This is a genomic window from Streptomyces sp. DF42 (genome assembly GCF_058267695.1).
Genome location: NZ_CM177859.1, coordinates 2,375,829 through 2,393,937 on the forward strand (window position 1 = coordinate 2,375,829; position 18,109 = coordinate 2,393,937).

The 18,109-nt window shown below is 70.1% G+C and carries 20 protein-coding genes; 9 read left to right on the forward strand and 11 right to left on the reverse strand.

Annotated elements, in window-relative coordinates:
* Positions 1–18: 18 nt before the first annotated feature.
* From ACYUED_RS10840 to ACYUED_RS10850, 3 genes are all read right to left on the reverse strand, one after another.
* Positions 19–597: a TerD family protein gene (locus tag ACYUED_RS10840; RefSeq protein ID WP_232648053.1), complete on the reverse strand. Its 579-nt coding sequence runs from the start codon at positions 595–597 to the stop codon at positions 19–21.
* Positions 598–756: 159 nt separating this feature from the next.
* Positions 757–2,895 carry an excinuclease ABC subunit UvrB gene (uvrB, locus tag ACYUED_RS10845; protein WP_491292063.1) on the reverse strand — a complete coding sequence of 713 codons (2,139 nt, stop codon included), beginning with the start codon at positions 2,893–2,895 and terminating at the stop codon, positions 757–759.
* Between the two features lie 40 nt (positions 2,896–2,935).
* Positions 2,936–3,802 (reverse strand): MHYT domain-containing protein, encoded by an 867-nt coding sequence (locus ACYUED_RS10850; RefSeq protein WP_491292064.1) that lies wholly within the window; start codon positions 3,800–3,802, stop codon positions 2,936–2,938.
* 279 nt (positions 3,803–4,081) lie between these two features.
* On the opposite strand from ACYUED_RS10850, the gene ACYUED_RS10855 reads away from it, so the two are divergent.
* Both ACYUED_RS10855 and ACYUED_RS10860 read left to right on the forward strand, forming a co-directional pair.
* Entirely contained in the window at positions 4,082–4,957 is an 876-nt protein-coding gene (locus ACYUED_RS10855) for a glycerophosphodiester phosphodiesterase (protein ID WP_491292065.1), read from the forward strand.
* Positions 4,958–5,003: 46 nt separating this feature from the next.
* Positions 5,004–5,558 carry a methylated-DNA--[protein]-cysteine S-methyltransferase gene (locus ACYUED_RS10860; protein WP_491292066.1) on the forward strand — a complete coding sequence of 185 codons (555 nt, stop codon included), beginning with the start codon at positions 5,004–5,006 and terminating at the stop codon, positions 5,556–5,558.
* A gap of 199 nt (positions 5,559–5,757) precedes the next feature.
* Here ACYUED_RS10860 and ACYUED_RS10865 read toward each other — a convergent pair whose 3' ends face one another.
* On the reverse strand, positions 5,758–6,186 hold the full coding sequence (locus ACYUED_RS10865; protein WP_491292067.1) for a VOC family protein: 429 nt from the start codon (positions 6,184–6,186) through the stop codon (positions 5,758–5,760).
* Positions 6,187–6,330: 144 nt separating this feature from the next.
* Positions 6,331–7,125, reverse strand: coding sequence for a methyltransferase domain-containing protein (locus tag ACYUED_RS10870; protein WP_491292068.1), 795 nt, complete (start codon positions 7,123–7,125; stop codon positions 6,331–6,333).
* A 263-nt stretch (positions 7,126–7,388) separates the two neighbouring features.
* Here ACYUED_RS10870 and corA point away from each other — a divergent pair, with 263 nt between their 5' ends.
* Entirely contained in the window at positions 7,389–8,516 is a 1,128-nt protein-coding gene (corA, locus tag ACYUED_RS10875) for a magnesium/cobalt transporter CorA (RefSeq protein WP_491292069.1), read from the forward strand.
* Between the two features lie 18 nt (positions 8,517–8,534).
* Here corA and ACYUED_RS10880 read toward each other — a convergent pair whose 3' ends face one another.
* The 3 genes from ACYUED_RS10880 to ACYUED_RS10890 all read right to left on the reverse strand — a co-directional run bounded on the left by ACYUED_RS10880 (position 8,535) and on the right by ACYUED_RS10890 (position 10,221).
* A complete protein-coding gene (locus ACYUED_RS10880; RefSeq protein WP_491292070.1) occupies positions 8,535–8,963 on the reverse strand; it encodes a CBS domain-containing protein in 429 nt (142 codons plus the stop codon).
* A 134-nt stretch (positions 8,964–9,097) separates the two neighbouring features.
* Positions 9,098–9,511, reverse strand: a complete 414-nt coding sequence (locus ACYUED_RS10885; protein WP_491292071.1) for a PPOX class F420-dependent oxidoreductase — start codon at positions 9,509–9,511, stop codon at positions 9,098–9,100.
* Positions 9,512–9,579: 68 nt separating this feature from the next.
* The gene (locus tag ACYUED_RS10890) at positions 9,580–10,221 is read right to left on the reverse strand and encodes a nucleoside/nucleotide kinase family protein (protein ID WP_491292072.1); all 642 of its coding nucleotides are present in this window, start codon (positions 10,219–10,221) and stop codon (positions 9,580–9,582) included.
* A 138-nt stretch (positions 10,222–10,359) separates the two neighbouring features.
* Between ACYUED_RS10890 and ACYUED_RS10895 the strand changes: the two genes are divergently transcribed.
* The 3 genes from ACYUED_RS10895 to ACYUED_RS10905 all read left to right on the forward strand — a co-directional run bounded on the left by ACYUED_RS10895 (position 10,360) and on the right by ACYUED_RS10905 (position 13,408).
* Positions 10,360–11,055, forward strand: coding sequence for a DUF2293 domain-containing protein (locus ACYUED_RS10895; RefSeq protein WP_491292073.1), 696 nt, complete (start codon positions 10,360–10,362; stop codon positions 11,053–11,055).
* 198 nt (positions 11,056–11,253) lie between these two features.
* Positions 11,254–11,733 carry an anthrone oxygenase family protein gene (locus ACYUED_RS10900; RefSeq protein ID WP_491292074.1) on the forward strand — a complete coding sequence of 160 codons (480 nt, stop codon included), beginning with the start codon at positions 11,254–11,256 and terminating at the stop codon, positions 11,731–11,733.
* Between the two features lie 187 nt (positions 11,734–11,920).
* On the forward strand, positions 11,921–13,408 hold the full coding sequence (locus ACYUED_RS10905; protein WP_491292075.1) for a glutamate synthase subunit beta: 1,488 nt from the start codon (positions 11,921–11,923) through the stop codon (positions 13,406–13,408).
* A 49-nt stretch (positions 13,409–13,457) separates the two neighbouring features.
* Here the strand turns inward: ACYUED_RS10905 and ACYUED_RS10910 are convergent, their stop codons facing one another.
* Positions 13,458–13,958: a carboxymuconolactone decarboxylase family protein gene (locus tag ACYUED_RS10910; RefSeq protein WP_491294204.1), complete on the reverse strand. Its 501-nt coding sequence runs from the start codon at positions 13,956–13,958 to the stop codon at positions 13,458–13,460.
* 116 nt (positions 13,959–14,074) lie between these two features.
* Here ACYUED_RS10910 and pdxR point away from each other — a divergent pair, with 116 nt between their 5' ends.
* Positions 14,075–15,544, forward strand: coding sequence for a MocR-like pyridoxine biosynthesis transcription factor PdxR (gene pdxR / locus ACYUED_RS10915; RefSeq protein WP_491292076.1), 1,470 nt, complete (start codon positions 14,075–14,077; stop codon positions 15,542–15,544).
* 132 nt (positions 15,545–15,676) lie between these two features.
* Here the strand turns inward: pdxR and ACYUED_RS10920 are convergent, their stop codons facing one another.
* Both ACYUED_RS10920 and ACYUED_RS10925 read right to left on the reverse strand, forming a co-directional pair.
* Positions 15,677–15,931, reverse strand: a complete 255-nt coding sequence (locus tag ACYUED_RS10920; protein WP_491292077.1) for a DUF397 domain-containing protein — start codon at positions 15,929–15,931, stop codon at positions 15,677–15,679.
* The gene (locus ACYUED_RS10925; protein ID WP_491292078.1) at positions 15,932–16,792 is read right to left on the reverse strand and encodes a Sco1979 family transcriptional regulator; all 861 of its coding nucleotides are present in this window, start codon (positions 16,790–16,792) and stop codon (positions 15,932–15,934) included.
* Between the two features lie 220 nt (positions 16,793–17,012).
* On the opposite strand from ACYUED_RS10925, the gene ACYUED_RS10930 reads away from it, so the two are divergent.
* Both ACYUED_RS10930 and ACYUED_RS10935 read left to right on the forward strand, forming a co-directional pair.
* Positions 17,013–17,645, forward strand: coding sequence for an ATP-binding protein (locus tag ACYUED_RS10930; protein WP_491292079.1), 633 nt, complete (start codon positions 17,013–17,015; stop codon positions 17,643–17,645).
* Positions 17,636–18,076, forward strand: a complete 441-nt coding sequence (locus ACYUED_RS10935) for a hypothetical protein (protein WP_491292080.1) — start codon at positions 17,636–17,638, stop codon at positions 18,074–18,076. Before ACYUED_RS10930 ends, ACYUED_RS10935 begins: the two co-directional genes overlap by 10 nt.
* Positions 18,077–18,109: the final 33 nt, after the last annotated feature.

Below are 18,109 nucleotides of genomic sequence, written 5' to 3' on the forward strand. Positions count from 1 at the left end.
GGCCCCGGCGGGATTGCCCTACAGGTGCGGCAGGATCGACGGCATCAGGTCCTGGAAGGTGCGGCCGTTGGCCGGGGTGCCGAGCGCGGTCATCGTCCAGCCCGGGCCCGAGCGGTGCACCTTCGCCATGATCTGGGCCGTGTAGGCGCCGCCGCCCGCCAGCGTGTAGCGGGCCAGCTCCTGGCCGTTGGTCTCGTCGACCAGACGGCAGAACGCGTTCTGCACTTCCTGGAAGGTCTGACCCGTGAAGGAGTTCACGGTGAAGACGATCTGGTCGATGTGGACCGGGATGCGCGCCAGGTCGACGAGGATCGCCTCGTCGTCGCCGCCCTGCCCGACACCGCCCACGAGGTTGTCGCCGGTGTGGCGCACGGAGCCGTCGTCGCTCACCAGGTGGCGGAAGAAGACGACGTCGACCGGCTGCTTGTCCGCGAACAGGACCGCGGAGGCGTCCAGGTCGATCTCCCGCGTGCGCGAGCCGAACAGGCCACGCCGGGGAGCCGCCTGCCAGCCGAGACCCATGCGCACCGCGGTCAGGCTGCCTCCGTCGTTCTTCTGCAGACTGATGGCCTGACCCTTGGTCATGTTGACGGTCACGCGCTGATTCCCCTCTCGAACTGTCCCCTGTTGCCGCGGAGTCCGCGGTTGACCAGAACCCTACGCAGGGCCCCTGACCGTGCCGTACCCCGACCCGTACTTTGTGTCGGTCTTGCAACACAGAGCGCGTATGCCAAGTCCGGCGGTAGCCCGGGGAGGTCAGGCCAGGCCCGCCTCCCTCATCTGACGCAGTTCCTTCTTCATCTCGGAGACCTCGTCGCGCAGCCGGGCCGCGATCTCGAACTGGAGGTCGGCGGCCGCGGCCCGCATACGCGCCGTCATCTCCTCGATCTGCTCGGTGAGTTCGGCAGCGGGCCGGTCGGTCGGGACCGTCTCCTTGGCCTTGCCCTTGGCGGACTTGGCACCACCGGCCGCCTTGCCGCCGAGGGCGGGCACGGGTGCCTTGGCGCCCTTGCCCTCCTTGAGCTTGCGATAGCCGGAGCCGAGCAGCTGTTCGGTGTCGACGTCCTCGCGGGCGATCTGCGCGACGATGTCGTTGATCTTCTTGCGGAGGGGCTGGGGGTCGATGCCGTTCGCCGTGTTGTACGCGACCTGCTTCTCCCGGCGGCGGTTGGTCTCGTCGATGGCCTTCTCCATCGCCGGGGTGATCTTGTCGGCGTACATGTGGACCTGACCGGAGACGTTGCGCGCCGCGCGGCCGATGGTCTGGATCAGGGACGTGCCGGAGCGCAGGAAGCCCTCCTTGTCGGCGTCGAGGATGGCCACCAGGGAGACCTCGGGCAGGTCGAGGCCCTCTCGCAGGAGGTTGATGCCGACCAGGACGTCGAACTCGCCGGAGCGCAGTTCGCGCAGCAGCTCGACGCGGCGCAGGGTGTCGACGTCACTGTGCAGATAGCGGACCTGGATGCCGAGCTCCAGGAAGTAGTCCGTGAGGTCCTCGGCCATCTTCTTGGTGAGGGTGGTGACCAGGACGCGCTCGTCCTTCTCGGTACGCGTCCGGATCTCGTGCACCAGGTCGTCGATCTGCCCCTCCGTGGGCTTGACCACGACCTCCGGGTCGATCAGGCCGGTGGGGCGGATGATCTGCTCGACGGCGCCGTCACCCCGCGAGAGTTCGTACTTGCCCGGGGTCGCCGACAGATAGACCGTCTGCCCGATGCGCTCCTGGAACTCCTCCCACTTCAGGGGACGGTTGTCGAGGGCCGAGGGCAGGCGGAAGCCGTGGTCGACGAGGGTGCGCTTGCGGGAGGCGTCGCCCTCGTACATGGCGCCGATCTGCGGGACGGTGACATGGGACTCGTCGATGACGAGCAGGAAGTCGTCCGGGAAGTAGTCGAGCAGGGTGTTCGGCGGGGAGCCGGGCAGACGGCCGTCGAAGTGCATCGAGTAGTTCTCGACTCCGGAGCAGGAGCCGATCTGGCGGAGCATCTCGAGGTCGTACGTCGTGCGCATCCGCAGGCGCTGGGCCTCCAGGAGCTTGCCCTGCTTCTCCAGTTCGGCCAGGCGCTCCCCGAGTTCCTTCTCGATGTCGTTGGCGGCCCGCTCCAGTCGCTCGGGGCCCGCTACGTAGTGGGTGGCCGGGAAGATGTACAGCTGCTGGTCGTCGCTGATGATCTCGCCGGTCAGCGGGTGGAGCGTGGAGAGGGCCTCGACCTCGTCGCCGAACATCTCGATGCGGACGGCGAGTTCCTCGTAGACCGGGAAGATCTCGATGGTGTCGCCGCGGACGCGGAAGGTGCCGCGGGTGAACGCCAGGTCGTTGCGCGTGTACTGGATGTCGACGAAACGGCGCAGCAGCTGGTCCCGGTCGATCTCGTCGCCGACCCTGAGGGGGACCATGCGGTCCACGTACTCCTGCGGGGTACCGAGGCCGTAGATGCAGGAGACCGAGGCGACCACGATGACGTCACGGCGGGTGAGCAGCGAGTTGGTCGCGGAGTGGCGCAGGCGCTCGACCTCCTCGTTGATCGAGGAGTCCTTCTCGATGTAGGTGTCCGACTGGGGGACGTAGGCCTCGGGCTGGTAGTAGTCGTAGTACGAGACGAAGTACTCGACGGCGTTGTTCGGCAGGAGCTCTCTGAACTCGTTCGCCAGCTGGGCGGCCAGGGTCTTGTTCGGCGCCATCACGAGCGTGGGGCGCTGGAGCTTCTCGATCATCCACGCGGTGGTGGCGGACTTGCCGGTGCCGGTCGCGCCGAGGAGGACGACGTCCTTCTCGCCTGCCTCGATGCGTTTGGCCAGCTCGGCGATGGCCGTCGGCTGGTCGCCGCTCGGCTGGTAGGGGCTGACGACCTCGAAGGGCGCCACCGTGCGTTCGATGTTGGAAACGGGCCGCATGGAAACCACCGTACGACCCGGCACTGACAACGCGGACCGATCAGCGGTTCTGCGGGGTGCGGGAGCCGCTCCGGCCCGGCTGCCGGACCGGGCGGAGCGGGGGGCGGTGGGCCGGGTGGTGGACCACCGGATGGGCCGGGACGCCCGGCTTGTGCTCGACAGGGGTCCAGTCGGGTTTCCCCATGACCATCAGCGGGTCGAACATCACGACCACCCCCGCGAGCAGGAGGAAGGCGAGCGGGCCGACGAGTATGGGCCACAGCAGCGCGGCGGGCGATGCGCCGGCGGTGGGTGCCCCCGTGTCGTGGAGGTGGACGCTGAGGGCCGCCATGCCCGTGTAGTGCATGCCGCTGACGGCGAGGCCCATGACGAGGCTCGCGCCCACGCTCCACAGGAAGCCCCTGACCTGTCCGGCCGCCCACAGAGCGGCGGTCGCGGCCCCCATCGCTATGACGACGGAGACGGCGACGGTCACCGTGTTGTACTCCAGCTGTCCGTTCAGGCGCATTCCGGCCATGCCCAGATAGTGCATCGAGGCGATACCCAGGCCGGTGATCGTGCCACCGGTGAACAGGGCCGTACCTTTCGCGCCCTTGTAGCCGACGATGAATATACCGATACCCACCATGACGATGGCGACTGCGAGACTGGCGAACGTCATCGCTCTGTCGTAGTGGATCGGAGCCTGTTTGACCTTGAACCCCATCATCGCGACGAAGTGCATGGTCCATATGCCGGAAGCGATGGCCGCCGACCCGAGGGCCAGCCAGCCGGGCCGCCAGGAGTGCGAGACGACCATGGATCTGGTGGTGCAGCGCAGGCCCAGAGCGCCGCCGAGGGAGGCCATGAGAAAAGCCACCAGCGGTGTGACGAGTCCGTAGCTGAATCCGTCGACCGTGCCTTGCATGCGCGGCTGCCCTTCCCGCCTTCGTACGTCCCGTAATTCCCTGAAATACGCCCCTCCCGGGACCGCCCGAGCGGTCAGGGGTGAGGCAGAGAGTATGACTCCCACCGGAATGGTCGAACGATTTTCCGGCAAAGAAACACGTCGTTGCCTCAGTTGTGCGGCAACGGTGAGCGCTCTTGGGCATCTGCATTCAATGTGTGGCCATCTTGCGCCCCTCCGTCGTTGACGCTCTGCTGTCACAGTTGATCTGACCGTGATCGACCGACGCGAGGAGTACGCATGCACGCGCGCGCAGTCGCCGCCATCACCGCCGCGCTCCTGGGGACCGCTGCCCTTCTGCTGCCCGGCTCCGCCGCCCGGGCCGGCGACGTCGGAGTGCGGCCCCTGGTCATCGGCCACCGGGGCGCGGCCGCCTACGCGCCCGAGAACACGCTGGCCTCCATCGACAAGGCGGCCGAGCTGGGCATCACCTGGGTCGAGAACGACGTCCAGCGCACCAAGGACGGAGAACTCGTCGTCATCCACGACGACAGCCTGCAGCGCACCACAGACGTCGAGCAGGTGTTCCCCCGCCGGGCGCCCTGGAAGGTGAAGGACTTCACCGCGGCCGAGATCGCCCGCCTCGACGCGGGCAGCTGGTTCGGCCCCGGGTACGGGTGCGCGCGCGTGCCGACGCTGACGCAGTACATGCGCCGCGTCGAGCACAATCACCAGAAGCTGCTGCTGGAGATCAAGAACCCCGACCTGTATACGGGCATCGAAGGGCAGACCCTGAAGGTCCTCGGCAACGAGGGCTGGCTCGACCGGCGGCACCTGGCCGACCGGCTGATCGTGCAGAGCTTCAGCGCGGACAGCCTGCGGATCGTCCATGACCTCAAACCCGCCGTCAGGACGGGCTTCCTCGGCACACCGCGCGTCTCGGAACTGCCCGGGTACGCGAGCTTCACCGACGGGATCAACCCGTCCTACGGATCGATCTCGCGGGGTTACGTCGCTGCCGTGCACTCCGTGACGGGACCGCACGGCCGGCCGCTCGCCGTCTTCGCCTGGACCGTCGACGACGCGGACACCGCCCTCCGGGTCGCCCAATACCGCGTGGACGGCGTCATCACCGACAAGCCGGATGTGGTCCGGGCCGCTCTGCAGGCGCCCTGAGCCCCGCTCTCCGGGCGTTGTCAGTGCTGGGTCGTACGGTGGGCGCATGGACAGCGATGGGCAGTACGAGCAGCAGGTCGTGTGGGCGGTGGTCGGCACCGGGATCGGTCCGCTGCTGCTGGCCGCGACCCGCGAAGGCCTGGTCAACGTCGTGTTCCACGCCACCGGGGCGGCACGCGACAAGGCGCTCGACCGGCTGGCGTCCCGGCTGGGCTGCGAGCCCGTCGAGGCCCCCGGCTCGCCGCTGCTGACCGAGGCGATACGGCAGGTCGAGGCGTACTTCGCGGGCGATCGGCGCGACTTCGAGCTGGCGCTGGACTGGTCGCTGATCTCGGGCTTCAACCGGCAGGTGCTGCGCGAACTGGCCTCTGGTGTCCCGTACGGCGCGGTGGTGGGCTACGGCGACCTCGCCGGGCGGGTGGGCCAGCCGGGCGCGGCCCAGGCGGTCGGGGTGGCGATGGGATCCAATCCGCTGCCGGTCGTCGTGCCCTGTCACCGGGTGGTGGAGAGCGACGGGGGCATCGGCGGGTTCGGGGGCGGGCTGGAGACGAAGCGCAAGCTGCTCGCTCTGGAGGGAGTGCTGCCCGAGCCGCTGTTCTGATGCTCTGCCGTTCCGAGGGACGCGCGAAGGGTGGCAGGGAAGCGGAGCCGGTAGCGGACTCGCCATGCGCACAGCCACTGGCATGAGCAGGGATGCCCACGCGCGCGTGGGCATCCCTTGTGCCCCGGTGAATCATGTTCCCCTGTGCCCTGTTGGTCGTGGTCGCCTGCGCCCGCCGGTCGTCGTCCCCTGTGCCCTGTCAGTCGTAGTGCCGGGCCTCGAAGACGTTTCCGTCCGGGTCGCGGAAGTAGAAGCTGCGCCTGGCCTTACCGCGGGCGCCGTAGGAGTCGTACGAGAACTCCGAGACGGGGACGGCGCGTTCCGCCAGGCGGCTGTGCAGGGCGTCGAAGTCGTCGCCGGTCAGAGCCAGGCAGACGTGGTTGACCGGGTGGCCCGCGCTGTCGGGGGCGCCGGGGAGCATCGTCATGTGCTCCGCCATGGTGTGGGGCATGAGGTCGATGATGGTCTCGTCGTTGAGCCGTACCGAGGGGAAGGGGGCCTTCCCTGCGGAGAACTCGCTGATCCTCAGGGGGCGCAGCCCGACGGCCTTCTCGTAGAAGCCGGCCGCGGCGACCGGGTCGTGTACCCACAGGACGACATGATCGAGACGTGTCGTGTTGTCCGTCATGTTCTTCAGGCTGGTGCCGTCCGCCACAGGCCGCAAGGGCCCGACCGGAGGTGCCGCCCGCCGGAGACCGGGGGGCCGGGGGGGACGGGGGGACGGGGGGACGGGGGGACGGGGGGACGGGGGGACGGGGGGACGGGCCGCAGGTTACGCCTTGCGTCCCCATGCCGAGATCATCGGGGCCGTGGCCAGGTCCATTGCGCCGGATGCGATGTTCGCCAGGTGGCGGTCGACGTCCTCGTTCGTGGCGATGTGCGCGCTGACGAGGCGGTCTCGGATCTGGCGGATCGTGGCCGATTCGAGGGCGGCGCAGGCCGGCGAGGTGAGGGGGAAGTACGCGTCGGCCTCCACCTGCCGCAGGCCTGCCTCGCGGAGCAGGCGCGGGAGGCGGCGGCCGTAGGAGAGGTCGGCGCCCCGGTCGGCGAGCAGGTGCCGGAAGCCGTGCCGCAGGCGGTTGGCGAGCTCCTGCTCGGGGCCGTGCTCGTCGGGGCAGACCAGGGGCTGCAGGGCGGGGTCGGCGTCCTCGACCAGAAGCCGGCCGCCGGGGCGCAGGGCCTTGATCATCGAACGCAACGCCCGTTCGCGGTCCGGCACATGGACGAGGACGAGCCGGGCGTGCACCAGGTCGAAGCCCTCACCGGGTGGCTCATCGGCCCCGACATCGTGGACCCGTACGTCCACCGGCGGGCGGGCGACGGAGGCGAGCAGGGACGTGTCGATGTCCGTGGCGACGACCTTTCCGGTCACACCGACCTTCTCGGCCAGCCAGGACACCACGGAGGGGCCGCCCGCGCCCACCTCCCAGCAGCGCCAGCCGGAACCGACGCCCAACCCTTCGAGGTGCCGGAAGGTCGTCGGGTCGAAGAGGTTGGCGAACGCGCCGAAGCGCTCTCCCGCCTCCTTCTGCTGGTTGTCGAGGAGGTACCCGTCGGATCGCGTCATGGTGCGATCATCCCAGCCGCTCGCCCGGCTCGGCGGAAGCCGTCGACGCCCCGGCGCACGGTGTACGACGGGGCGGCCGGCCCGGTCGTCGGGGAACTCTTCGTCCACAGTCGGGAACCAAGCGGAATGCCCTGCTCCCACAGGCTCACCCGCCGCTTACACAGACCTGGCAAACTGGCGCGCCAAGGCACAAGCAGGCGGTTCATCACGCAGGTGAACCGCGCACCACGCATCGAGCCGGAGATCCACGCAAGGAGATCCAGATGTCCATGGCAGGGAATCTGCGGAAGGTCACTCACCTCGGCAGGGTCGGCGGCCTCCGCACGGTGGCACGGCTGGCCAGGCGGCGCCCGCGCGTCGACCTGAGTCACCCGGCCAGGTCCCCGCTGGGCTCCTCGGTGGTGAACTGCGTGACCTACCGGGACGGCGTGCGGGTCCCCGGCGGCAGCGATCTGGTGGACACCGTGGAGCGCGTGCGCAAGAAGGGGGACGGGTTCGTGTGGCTGGGTCTGCACGAGCCGACGGACCAGGAGTTCGCCGGCATCGCCGAGCTCTTCGACCTGCATCCGCTGGCGGTCGAGGACGCGGTCGAGGCACATCAGCGTCCGAAGCTGGAGCGCTACGGCGAGACGCTGTTCGCGGTGTTCAAGACGGTCTGCTACGTCGAGCACGAGGAGCTGACGGCGACGAGCGAGGTGGTGAACACCGGCGAGATCATGCTGTTCGTCGGTGAGGACTTCGTGATCACCGTCCGGCATGGGATGCACGGCTCGCTGGGCCCGCTGCGCGAGGAGCTGGAGTCCAACCCCCACCAGCTCGCGAAGGGGCCGGCGGCGGTGCTGCACGCCGTCGCGGACCACGTGGTCGACGACTATCTGCACGTCACCGACTCCATCCAGGCGGACATCGACCAGGTGGAGATGGACGTGTTCGCGGAGGGCGGCGCGCGGGCCGACCCGGGCCGGATCTACCAGCTCAAGCGTGAACTGCTGGAGCTGAAGCGCGCCGTCGTGCCCCTGGGCCGCCCGGTCGAGGACCTCGCCACCCGGCCGGTACGGGTGGTAGGCCCGGAGATACAGACCTACTTCAGGGACGTCCTCGACCACCTCATGCGGGCGAAGGAGCAGATCGCCTCCTTCGACGAACTGCTCAACTCGATCCTGCAGGCCCACCTCGCGCAGGTCACGGTCGCCCAGAACGAGGACATGCGGAAGATCACGGCCTGGGCCGCGGTGATCGCCGTACCGACGATGGTCTGCGGTGTGTACGGCATGAACTTCGATCACATGCCGGAGCTGCACTGGAGGTTCGGCTACCCCCTGGTCATAGGCGTGATGTCGTTGGCGTGTCTGGTGCTGTACCGCGGCTTCAGGCGCAGCGGCTGGCTGTGACGCGCCGCGTCCGACGGGTCAGCGGGCCGTACCCCTCGCGTACACGCTGTGGGCGAAGTCGGCGATCTGGTCCTCCGTCAGATGCTGGGCCAGGTCGGCCTCACTGATCATCCCGACCAGCCGCTTGTTCTCGATGACGGGGAGCCGGCGGATCTGGTGGCCCTGCATCTCCCGGAGTACGTCGCCGACGTCGGCGCTCGCGTCGATCCAGCGCGGGGTGCCGTGAGCCATCTCGCCCGCGGTGACCTTGGTCGGGTCGTGGCCCATGGCCACACAGCCGACGACGATGTCGCGGTCGGTGAGGATGCCGCAGAGCCGCTCGTTCTGGTCGCTGATGGGCAGGGCTCCGACGTTCAGCTCGCGCATCAGCTGGGCCGCGCGGTCCAGCGTCTCGTGCGCGGGGATCCACTGGGCGCCACGGTGCATGATGTCTCCGGCGGTGGTCATGGAATACCTCCCGGTGCCGGACGGCCGGCGCGGCACGGGAACGCTCCGCTAGTCCCGGCGCCCTTCATTCTCGCCGCGCGGCCCGCCCCGTGCACCCGGAACCCCGCGGTAACAGGCGCCCCGGGAAGGCGCCGTCAGGCCGAGAACCCGACGATCCTCCGCGGGACGATGCGGATGATCACGCGGACCTCGTCGTCCTTCTCCGCGGGCGGGTCGATGCCGAGGTATTTGTGCGAGAGCTCGTGCGGGAGCCGCTTGCCCTCGTCGGGGAGGATCTCTGCGGTGCCGCGGATCTCGACCGAGGTGTAGGGGTTGGCAAGGTCGAAGACCGAGAGGCTGATGCGGGGGTCGCGGCGGAGGTTGCGCACCTTCTGGCGTCCGTCGATGGAGGAGAAGAGCACCGTGTCGCCGTCGCGCTTGATCCAGACCACCGAGTTCTGTGGGGCGCCGTCGGGGCCGAGGGTGGCGACGCTGGCGAAGTTCTTGCCGTCGACAAGGGCGCGGACGGAGTCGGCGAAGGAGACGGGAGCACTCGATGAGGTCGTCATGGAATCACAGTAACTAAATGCACGCGCATATAAAAGTGGTAAGTGGTGGGGCGCCACCTCGCGGCCGATCACCCTCTCCATGCCGGATGCCGTGGATCGTCGGCACGCACCAGGACGTCGGCCGTGTCCGCCGGGGCGGTCTCGTCCGTGTAGCGCTCGAAGGCGGGGAGCGTCCAGTGGTCGGCCTCGGGGGTACGGCGGCGCAGGGCGCCGGGTGAGAGGAGGACGTGGACGGTCAGGTCGAAGGGGAACCAGTGACGCAGCAGGAGGGGACCGTGCAGCAACAGGAAGCCACCGGGCGGGAGTTGGACGTAGGGGGTACGCGTGGCGCGGTCGGTGGCCGGGTCCCACAGGTCGGGCAGGACGCGTCCGTCGCCGCCGGCTTCGAGGGGTCCGAACACCTCGCGCCACAGGGCGCCGGTGTCCAACCAGCCGTCGTAATAGGTGTCGACGTCCTGGCGGCCGTACTCCAGGCGGAGCGAGGCAGGCCGCAGGAAGCCCTCGGCGCCGACGGTCAGCGAGGGCCGGCCGCGTATGCGCAGGGCCTCGGCGACACGCTCGGCGAGGTCTCCGGGGCGGGCCGCCGCAGCTCCGTCGAAGGCGATGCGGGGCCAGGAGCCGCCGCCGGCCGGCTTGAGGTCGAGCAGACGCTCGGCCAGGAGGTCGCCGAGCCGGTCCCAGGTGATCGCTTCGAGTCGCACACGGCCCATGATGCGTCAGCCGCCCGCCCGGATGCGTCGCGCACCCGCGGGGAGGGAAGGTGTACGGGAGGAGGGTGCGCGGAGCGCGGGCGCGGAGGGCGTGATTGCGCGGTGGTCCCACGTCCTGTCGGGGGGAAAGAATCACCCATGGCACGTCTGGCAACTCCCCCGCCCCGCACCGGACTTCTCGTCTTCCAGCCTCTCCGCGGACGGCACTGCAAGGAGTGTCAAACCGGACCGTTGACGCTGCTCGTGCTCGAAGAGGGAGCACCGCGGTGTCTCGACTGTGCCGATCTCGGGCATCTGGTGTTCCTGCCGCGCGGCGACACGGCGCTGACGCGTCGGTCTCGGGAGGAGAGCACGCTGTCGGCGGTCGTCGTGCGCTTCAACCGGCGCAAGGCGCGGTACGAGCGGCAGGGCGTCCTGGTCGAGGAGGCGGGGCTCGCCCGGGCCGAGCGACGGTGCCTCGCGGACGCCGAGGCGCGGCGGCGGCGTCGGGTGCGGGACGCCCGGCGGCGGGCCACGGAGGACGTGCGGTTCACGAAGGCGTTCGCGGCACGGATACGGCGGCTGTTTCCCGGGTGCCCGGTGGAGCGGGCCCGGGAGATCGCGGAGCACGCGTCGGTGCGGGGCAGCGGGCGGGTGGGCCGCAGCGCCGCGGGGCGGGCGCTGTCCGAGGGGGCGGTGGTCTCGGCGGTCGTGGCGTCCGTACGGCATGTGGACACGCCGTACGACCAGCTGCTGATGAGCGGGGTGCCGCGGCACGAGGCCCGGCGGCGGATCGGAGCGGGGGTGGAGACGGTGCTGCAGGGGTGGCGGTCGGACAGGGTGGAGGCCGGTTGACGAAAAGGGGACGAAAAGGGATCGGGCGGCGAGCGCCGGGCCGGCCGCGCACGGACGGCGGACCGGCGGTGCGCGCCTGGACGCTCGCACATGTGCCCGCGCCCTTCGGCCATGGTCACCGGTCCCGTACGGGATTTCACTGGTGGTGACAGGAGGTGCCGGGCGAGGACTCGGCTCGATACGGGGAGTTGACCTGAAGTGATCGATGGGCCGTACCTCTGGCTGACGGTGTTGGGTGTGCTCGGGACCGGTCTGGTGGCCGGGGTCTTCTGCGGTTTCTCGACGTTCGTGATGAGGGGGCTCGCCGCGCTGCCGCCGGCGCAGGGCGTCGCCGCGATGAACGCGATCAACGTGAGCGCGGTGATGCCCGCGTTCATGCTCGTGTTCGTGGGATCGGCGGTGCTGTGCGCGGTGCTCGCCGTGGTGACGTTCGTGTTGTGGCCGGACCAGGGCACGGTGGAGCTGCTGGTGGGCAGCGGGCTGTATCTGTTCGGCTGCTTCGGGGTGACCATGGTCGCGAACGTGCCGCGCAACGACGCCCTGCTCAAGCTGGACCCGGGCACCGCGGAGGCGGCCGCGTACTGGCCGTCGTACGTGCGCGAGTGGACGTTCTGGAACCACGTCCGCATGGTCGCCTCGGCCGGTTCGGCGATGGCGTATGTGCTGGCGCTCACCTGAGAGTGCGCTGAGAAGTTCCTGGTGGGCGCTGAGAAGTTCCGGGCGGGCGCTGGGGAATGCCGAGTGGGGTGGGGCGGAAAGCGCTGTCCGTCCCCTCTGCGCACAGGGCAGAGGAGTCGTATCGTGGCCGGAAGAATGCCGCCCGATGACGCACGGCTCGTCGTACGCGTAGGCAAGGAAGACGGCCATGGCCGATCCCAAGGGTTTCATGACCACGCCTCGCCGGGAGTGGCCCCGCCGTCCGGTCGAGGAGCGGGTCCGGGACTGGAACGAGGTCTATGTTCCCGGTGCGCTGCTGCCGATCGTCACCGGGCAGGCCGACCGCTGCATGGACTGCGGCGTCCCGTTCTGCCACGACGCCTGCCCGCTGGGCAATCTGATCCCCGAGTGGAACGACCTGGTCAGCCGGGACGACTGGCGGGCGGCGGCCGACCGGCTGCACGCCACCAACAACTTCCCGGAGTTCACCGGCCGGCTCTGTCCGGCGCCGTGCGAGGCGGGGTGCGTGCTCGCCATCAACCAGCCCGCGGTCACCATCAAGAACGTCGAGGCCGCCATCGCCGACAGGGCCTGGGAGTTGGGCCTCGCACCGCCGAGACCGCCGGACCGGCTGTCCGGGCGGACCGTCGCGGTGATCGGGTCGGGGCCGACGGGGCTCGCGGCGGCACAGCAGCTGACCCGGGCCGGGCACACGGTCGCCGTGTACGAGAAGGACGACCGGCTCGGCGGGCTGATGCGGTACGGCATCCCCGAGTTCAAGATGGAGAAGCACCATCTGGACCGGCGGCTGGAGCAGATGCGGGCCGAGGGGACGAAGTTCCGTACGTCGACGGCGGTCGGGAGGGACGTCGGCGCGGCGGAGTTGCGGGCGCGCTACGACGCCGTGGTGATAGCGACGGGGGCCACCGCATGGCGCGAACTACCCGTGCCGGGGCGGGAGTTGACCGGGATACAGCAGGCGATGGAGTATCTGCCGCTGTCCAACCGAGTGCGCGAGGGGGATCTGGAGAGCTCCCCGATGTGCGCCGCCGGGAAAGACGTCGTCATCGTCGGCGGCGGTGACACGGGGGCGGACTGCCTGGGCACCGCGGTGCGTGAAGGCGCCGCGTCCGTCACGCAGTTGGACATCTACACCCAGCCCGGCGCCGATCGCGACGAGGACACCGAGCCCTGGCCGACGTACCCGAAGATCTACCGGCTGTCGGCCGCCCACGAGGAGGCCCGCGATCTTCGGACGGCGCCGGCGGCGGACGCGGACGCGCGCCTGTTCGCGGCGTCCACGCTCCGCTTCGAGGGCGACGCGAACGGGCATGTGAGCTCGCTGCACCTGGTCGAGGTCGACGCGCGGCGCCGGCCGGTGGCGGAGAGCGGGCGGACGTTGCCCGCCGACCTCGTCCTGCTCGCGCTCGGTTTTTCCGGACCGGACCGGGCGGACGGGCTCGTCGACCAGTTGGGGCTGGCGATGGAGCCTCGCGGGACGATCACCCGCGACGCCGGGTTCGCGACGAACGTGCCCGGCGTGTTCGCGGCCGGGGACGCTGCGCGGGGGCAGTCGCTGATCGTGTGGGCGATCGCGGAGGGCCGGGCGGTGGCGGCGGCCGTCGACCGCCACCTGACGGGGAGCTCACAACTGCCCGCGCCGATAGGGCCGTACGACCGGCCGATGACGGTCTAGCCGACGCGGTGTGATCGCCGGCGCGGCGGTGGGGCGCTGTGGCCGAGGGTCAGCGCCGTCCGTCCGTCCCCGCCACCTTGGCCGTCGACAGCGCCACCCGGTTCCACGTGTTGATCGTGAAGATCAGGGCGAGCACGTGGGCCAGTTCCTGCTCGTCGAACTGGGCCGCCGCCTGGGCGTAGACCTCGTCCGGGACGCCGCCGTCGGCCACCAGCGTGACCGCCTCCGTCAGGGCGAGCGCCGCCTGCTCCCGCCCGGTGAAGAAGTGGCGGGCCTCGCGCCACACGGAGATCATGTGCAGCCGGTGCTCGCTCTCACCGGCCTTGCGGGCGTCGCCCGTGTGCATGTACAGGCAGTACGCGCAGTGGTTGAGGTGCGAGGCACGGATCTGGATCAGTTCCACGAGGGCCGGGTCGAGGCCCTCGCGGGCGGCGGCGTCGAAACCGATGAGGGCGCGGAACACCTTGGGGGCGGACTTCCCGAAGTCCAGGCGGCCCTTTTCGGCCACGGCCGCGGTGACGTGACCGTCAGTCGTGTTCGTGGTGTTCATCATGCCTGCAGCGTTCGTGGTGTTCGCCGGGTTCGCCGTGTTCGTCGTGTTCGTCGTGTTCGTCGTCATGTGCATCAATCTACGAGCTGGAAAGACCCGCTGTAGGGTGCATTTCCATGGCGGAATCATGGGTCAATTCGGCGGAGCGGATCGGGGCCGACCTGCATCTGGAACTGACCGCGGCGGGCGGGCGGCGGGCCGCGCTCATCGAGGCGCTGCGCGAGGCCGTGCGCGGCGGGCGGCTCGCCCCCGGCACCCGGCTGCCGCCGTACCGCTCGCTCGCCACCGACCTCGGCGTCGCCCGCAACACGGTCGCCGACGCGTACGCGGAACTGGTCGCGGAGGGCTGGCTGACCGCCCGCCAGGGCTCGGGCACCCAGGTGGCGGCCCGTACCGAACCTCTACGCCACGGTCCGCGCGTGCGCAGGAACTCACCTGCACGCGCGCGTGGGTCCAAGGCGGCTGCACACGCGCGTGGCCCCCGGCACGATCTGCGCCAGGGCACCCCGGACGCGTCCGCGTTCCCGCGTGCGGCCTGGCTCGCTTCCTACCGGCGCGCATTGCAGCAGGCGCCCAACGAGGTGTTCGGGCCCGGTGATCCCGCCGGTCGCGTCGAGCTCAGGGAGGCGCTCACGGAGTATCTGGCACGCGCGCGTGGTGTGCGCACCGAGCCGGGCCGGATCGTGATCTGCTCGGGCTTCGCGCACGCGCTGCGCCTGCTCTTCGACGGCCGGAACCGGATCCTCGGCGGACCACTGGCCGTGGAGGCGTACGGGCTGCCCTTCCACCGGGAACTGCTCGCGGCCGCCGGCGTACGGACGGTGCCACTCCCCCTCGACGAACACGGCGCCCGTATCGACCGGTTGACTCGAGAGCGCGCCGTGCTGCTCACGCCCGCCCACCAGTTCCCGACCGGCGGACCGCTGGCCGCCGAGCGCCGTTCCGCGGTGGTCGACTGGGCACGCGCGCGTGGCGGGGTGGTCCTGGAGGACGACTACGACGGGGAGTTCCGTTACGACCGCAGGCCCGTGGGGGCCGTCCAGGGTCTCGATCCCGAGCGGGTGATCTACGTCGGCTCGGTCAGCAAGAGCCTGTCACCCGCGGTGCGGCTCGGGTGGATGGTACTGCCGGAGCGTTACGTGGACGGCGTGCTCGCGGCCAAGGGCGAACGGGAGGCGTGGGCGAGCATCCTGGACCAGCTGAGCCTCGCCGACCTCATCACCTCGGGGTCGTACGACCGTCATGTACGGCGCATGCGGCAGCGGTACCGGAGCCGCCGCGACCGCCTCGTCGCGGCGCTCGCCCCGCACGCGCCGCGGATCGAGGTGACCGGAGTCGCGGCCGGACTGCACGCGGTACTGCGACTGCCGCCGGGCACCGAGCCGTCCACCGTCAAGGCCGCCGTCTGGCAGGGCGTCGCGCTCGACGGGCTCGCCGAGTTCCGGCACCCGGACACCGACGCGGCCTCGGCCGCACCCGACGGTCTGGTCGTGGGTTATGCGACGCCCTCGGAGCACGCGTACGGGACCGCGCTGGAAGCGCTGTGCCGGATCCTGCCGCCGGGCGACCCCGACGATCCCGCCTGATCCACTCGCCGACGGGACGGTTCCCCACCACTGCTTGGCGCCCATCAATTCAGCAGCAGCACAAGGAAGTCCAGACGTTCAGAAGTCCAGAAGTCCAGAAGCCAGAGGTTCGGCGAACATCACGCAATGTCGTCACGAAAGCAGGAAGTCGGCTTCCCCCGCCTTGGCACCCTGGATGAACGCCGTCATCTCGTCGGTGGTGTAGATCAGCGCCGGCCCGTCCGGGTCGGTGGACTGGCGCACGGCGATCCGGCCGTCGGCGAGCTTCATGGCCTCCAGGCAGTTCCCGCCGTTGCCGCCGCTCCACGGCTTGTGCCAGCCCTCACTGCCCAACTCCCGCGCGGGCATGCCGTTGTAGACGTGTCCGCGCGGCTTGATGCGATCCATTCACAGCTCCTTGCGGAGGTCCCGGAGGATCTCCTTCGTGCGATGTGCCGTAGCGGCCTGCGCCGCCGTGCGGTCCATGACCTCGAGGTGGGTCGCCACCTCCGCGCGCGCGTCGAGATAGACGGCGCCGGTCAGGTACTCGCTGTAGACCATGTCCGGCAGTTCCGGCATGGCAAAACGGAACAGCACGAAGGGCCCGTACGTGCCGGGGTGCGGCCCGTGGGTGAACGGCGCGACCTGCAGGGTCACGTTGGCCCGCTCCGCGGCCTCGAGCAGCTTGTCGATCTGGGCACGCATCACCTCCGGGCCGCCGACGGGGCGGCGCAACGCGGTCTCGTCGAACACGGCCCAGAACCGGGGCGCGCCCTGACGGGTGAGCAGTTCCTGGCGTTGTATGCGCAGGGCCACATGGCGCTCGATGTCGTCCGGCCTGGTCTGGCCGATCGCGCCCGACCGCAGCACTCCGCGCGCGTACTCCTCGGTCTGCAGCAGGCCGGGCACGAAGTGCGGATCGTAGGAGCGGATCAGGGCGGCCGCGCCCTCCAGGCTGACGTACATGGAGAACCAGCCGGGCATGATGTCGTGGAACCGCTGCCACCAGCCGGGCCTGTTGGCCTCCTCGGCCAGCCGTACGAAGGTGTCGGCCTCCTCGTCCGAGACGCCGTAGGACTTCAGGAGCAGCTGGAGGTACGGGATTTTGAGGCCGACCTCGGCCATCTCCATGCGGCGGACGGTGGCGGGGGCGACACGCAGGACGCGGGCCGCCTCCTCGCGCTTGAGGCCGGCGCGCTCCCGCAGATCCAGCAGACGGCGGCCGAGGACGACTTGACCGACCGTCGGCGCGGACCGCGGTTCACTCACGCTCCACCTCCACTGGCCGCCGAGAGTCCAAAAAAAAGCATGCTGACAGCCCTACGGCGCCATTCGAAGACCTATTCGAAGATCTGTACGGATCTCCGTTGATCCCAACTGGCGCCGCTCAAGGTGCTGTTGCGAGCAGTGTGCCACGGCACTTCACCGCGTCACACGCACTCTGCATTTTTCAGAGTGACACTTGCCAAGTGTTCACGGCGGGGCGATAGTGGCAAGCGTGATTCCGTCCGCGCCCTTAGGAACAGACGCTGCCGCAGGCCGCCCCCTCGGTCTCGGTGCCGCCCCGGGAGTGAGGCCCGACCGGGCCGCTGCCGAGCGCCGGTTCCGTTTCGAGCTAACCGCACATCCGGGCTCTCCCGCGCAGGCCAGACGCCTGATGAGGGCCCGGCTGAACGTGTGGTCGGTGTGCGAGGACATCTGCGACACCGCGGCTCTGGTCATCTCCGAGCTGGTCACCAACGCCCTCATGCACACGGCGAGCAGCCACATAGTCTGCGAGCTGCACAGCGGTGACGACCTGGTGCGCATAGCCGTGCGTGACGAGGGACGTGCAGCGGGTGAGCCCCATCCGTCGCGGGCGCGGCCCGACGAGGAGCACGGGAGGGGGTTGCTCCTCATCGACGCGCTCTGTGACGCATGGGGTGCCCATGAACACGGCCCGGGGCTGCTGGTCTGGGCGGAGCTGCCGCGCAAGGCGGACACGCCCCGTCACGACTGCGGCCCCTGCAACGATCTGGGCTGGGGAGCCCGCCCCAAGCCTGGCCCGGCCGGCGGTTCGGGCGACGAGGACGAGACCGAGGCACACCACGGGCAGCACGGGACGGGAGCCGCATGGGGGTGAGGGCTGCGTCCGGGGGTCAGGTGCTGAGCCTGGACACGCTGGTCCGCGTCCGGCGCGGACTGCAGACGCCGGGTGCGCCCCAGCGGCTGCCCCTGCCCGAGGGCATGACGACCCCGCTGGGCTGCGACGCGGTGGAGGTGCCCGCGCGCTTCGGCCCGCTGGTGCTGCCTCGGCTGCCACGCGTGGGGTGCGTCTACGCCGACGAGGCGCACTGGTGGTGGCTCGTCCCCTCCGACTCCGACTACGCGCTTGAGTGGCCGCAGCCCACGCAGTACGCCGCCGGGGCGGTAGTTCCGGACGCCCCGGCGGTCCCCGACCTCATCCACCGGCCGTCCGGCACCGTCCCCTACACCCCGCCGATCCCGCTGTATCTGGTCCTGTGCTGGGTCACGGGGACGACGCCCATATGGTCACGACCGGCCGCCGCATGACCCTCGTGATTGCGTAAACATCGCCCTCACAGG

Coding starts and splice junctions, on each gene's coding strand:
- uvrB (WP_491292063.1), bottom strand. CDS start 2,895: ATGCGGCCCGTTTCCAACATCGAACGCACGGTGGCGCCCTTCGAGGTC.
- ACYUED_RS10850 (WP_491292064.1), bottom strand. CDS start 3,802: ATGCAAGGCACGGTCGACGGATTCAGCTACGGACTCGTCACACCGCTG.
- ACYUED_RS10855 (WP_491292065.1), top strand. CDS start 4,082: ATGCACGCGCGCGCAGTCGCCGCCATCACCGCCGCGCTCCTGGGGACC.
- ACYUED_RS10860 (WP_491292066.1), top strand. CDS start 5,004: ATGGACAGCGATGGGCAGTACGAGCAGCAGGTCGTGTGGGCGGTGGTC.
- ACYUED_RS10865 (WP_491292067.1), bottom strand. CDS start 6,186: ATGACGGACAACACGACACGTCTCGATCATGTCGTCCTGTGGGTACAC.
- ACYUED_RS10870 (WP_491292068.1), bottom strand. CDS start 7,125: ATGACGCGATCCGACGGGTACCTCCTCGACAACCAGCAGAAGGAGGCG.
- corA (WP_491292069.1), top strand. CDS start 7,389: ATGTCCATGGCAGGGAATCTGCGGAAGGTCACTCACCTCGGCAGGGTC.
- ACYUED_RS10880 (WP_491292070.1), bottom strand. CDS start 8,963: ATGACCACCGCCGGAGACATCATGCACCGTGGCGCCCAGTGGATCCCC.
- ACYUED_RS10885 (WP_491292071.1), bottom strand. CDS start 9,511: ATGACGACCTCATCGAGTGCTCCCGTCTCCTTCGCCGACTCCGTCCGC.
- ACYUED_RS10890 (WP_491292072.1), bottom strand. CDS start 10,221: ATGGGCCGTGTGCGACTCGAAGCGATCACCTGGGACCGGCTCGGCGAC.
- ACYUED_RS10895 (WP_491292073.1), top strand. CDS start 10,360: ATGGCACGTCTGGCAACTCCCCCGCCCCGCACCGGACTTCTCGTCTTC.
- ACYUED_RS10905 (WP_491292075.1), top strand. CDS start 11,921: ATGGCCGATCCCAAGGGTTTCATGACCACGCCTCGCCGGGAGTGGCCC.
- ACYUED_RS10910 (WP_491294204.1), bottom strand. CDS start 13,958: ATGAACACCACGAACACGACTGACGGTCACGTCACCGCGGCCGTGGCC.
- pdxR (WP_491292076.1), top strand. CDS start 14,075: ATGGCGGAATCATGGGTCAATTCGGCGGAGCGGATCGGGGCCGACCTG.
- ACYUED_RS10920 (WP_491292077.1), bottom strand. CDS start 15,931: ATGGATCGCATCAAGCCGCGCGGACACGTCTACAACGGCATGCCCGCG.
- ACYUED_RS10935 (WP_491292080.1), top strand. CDS start 17,636: ATGGGGGTGAGGGCTGCGTCCGGGGGTCAGGTGCTGAGCCTGGACACG.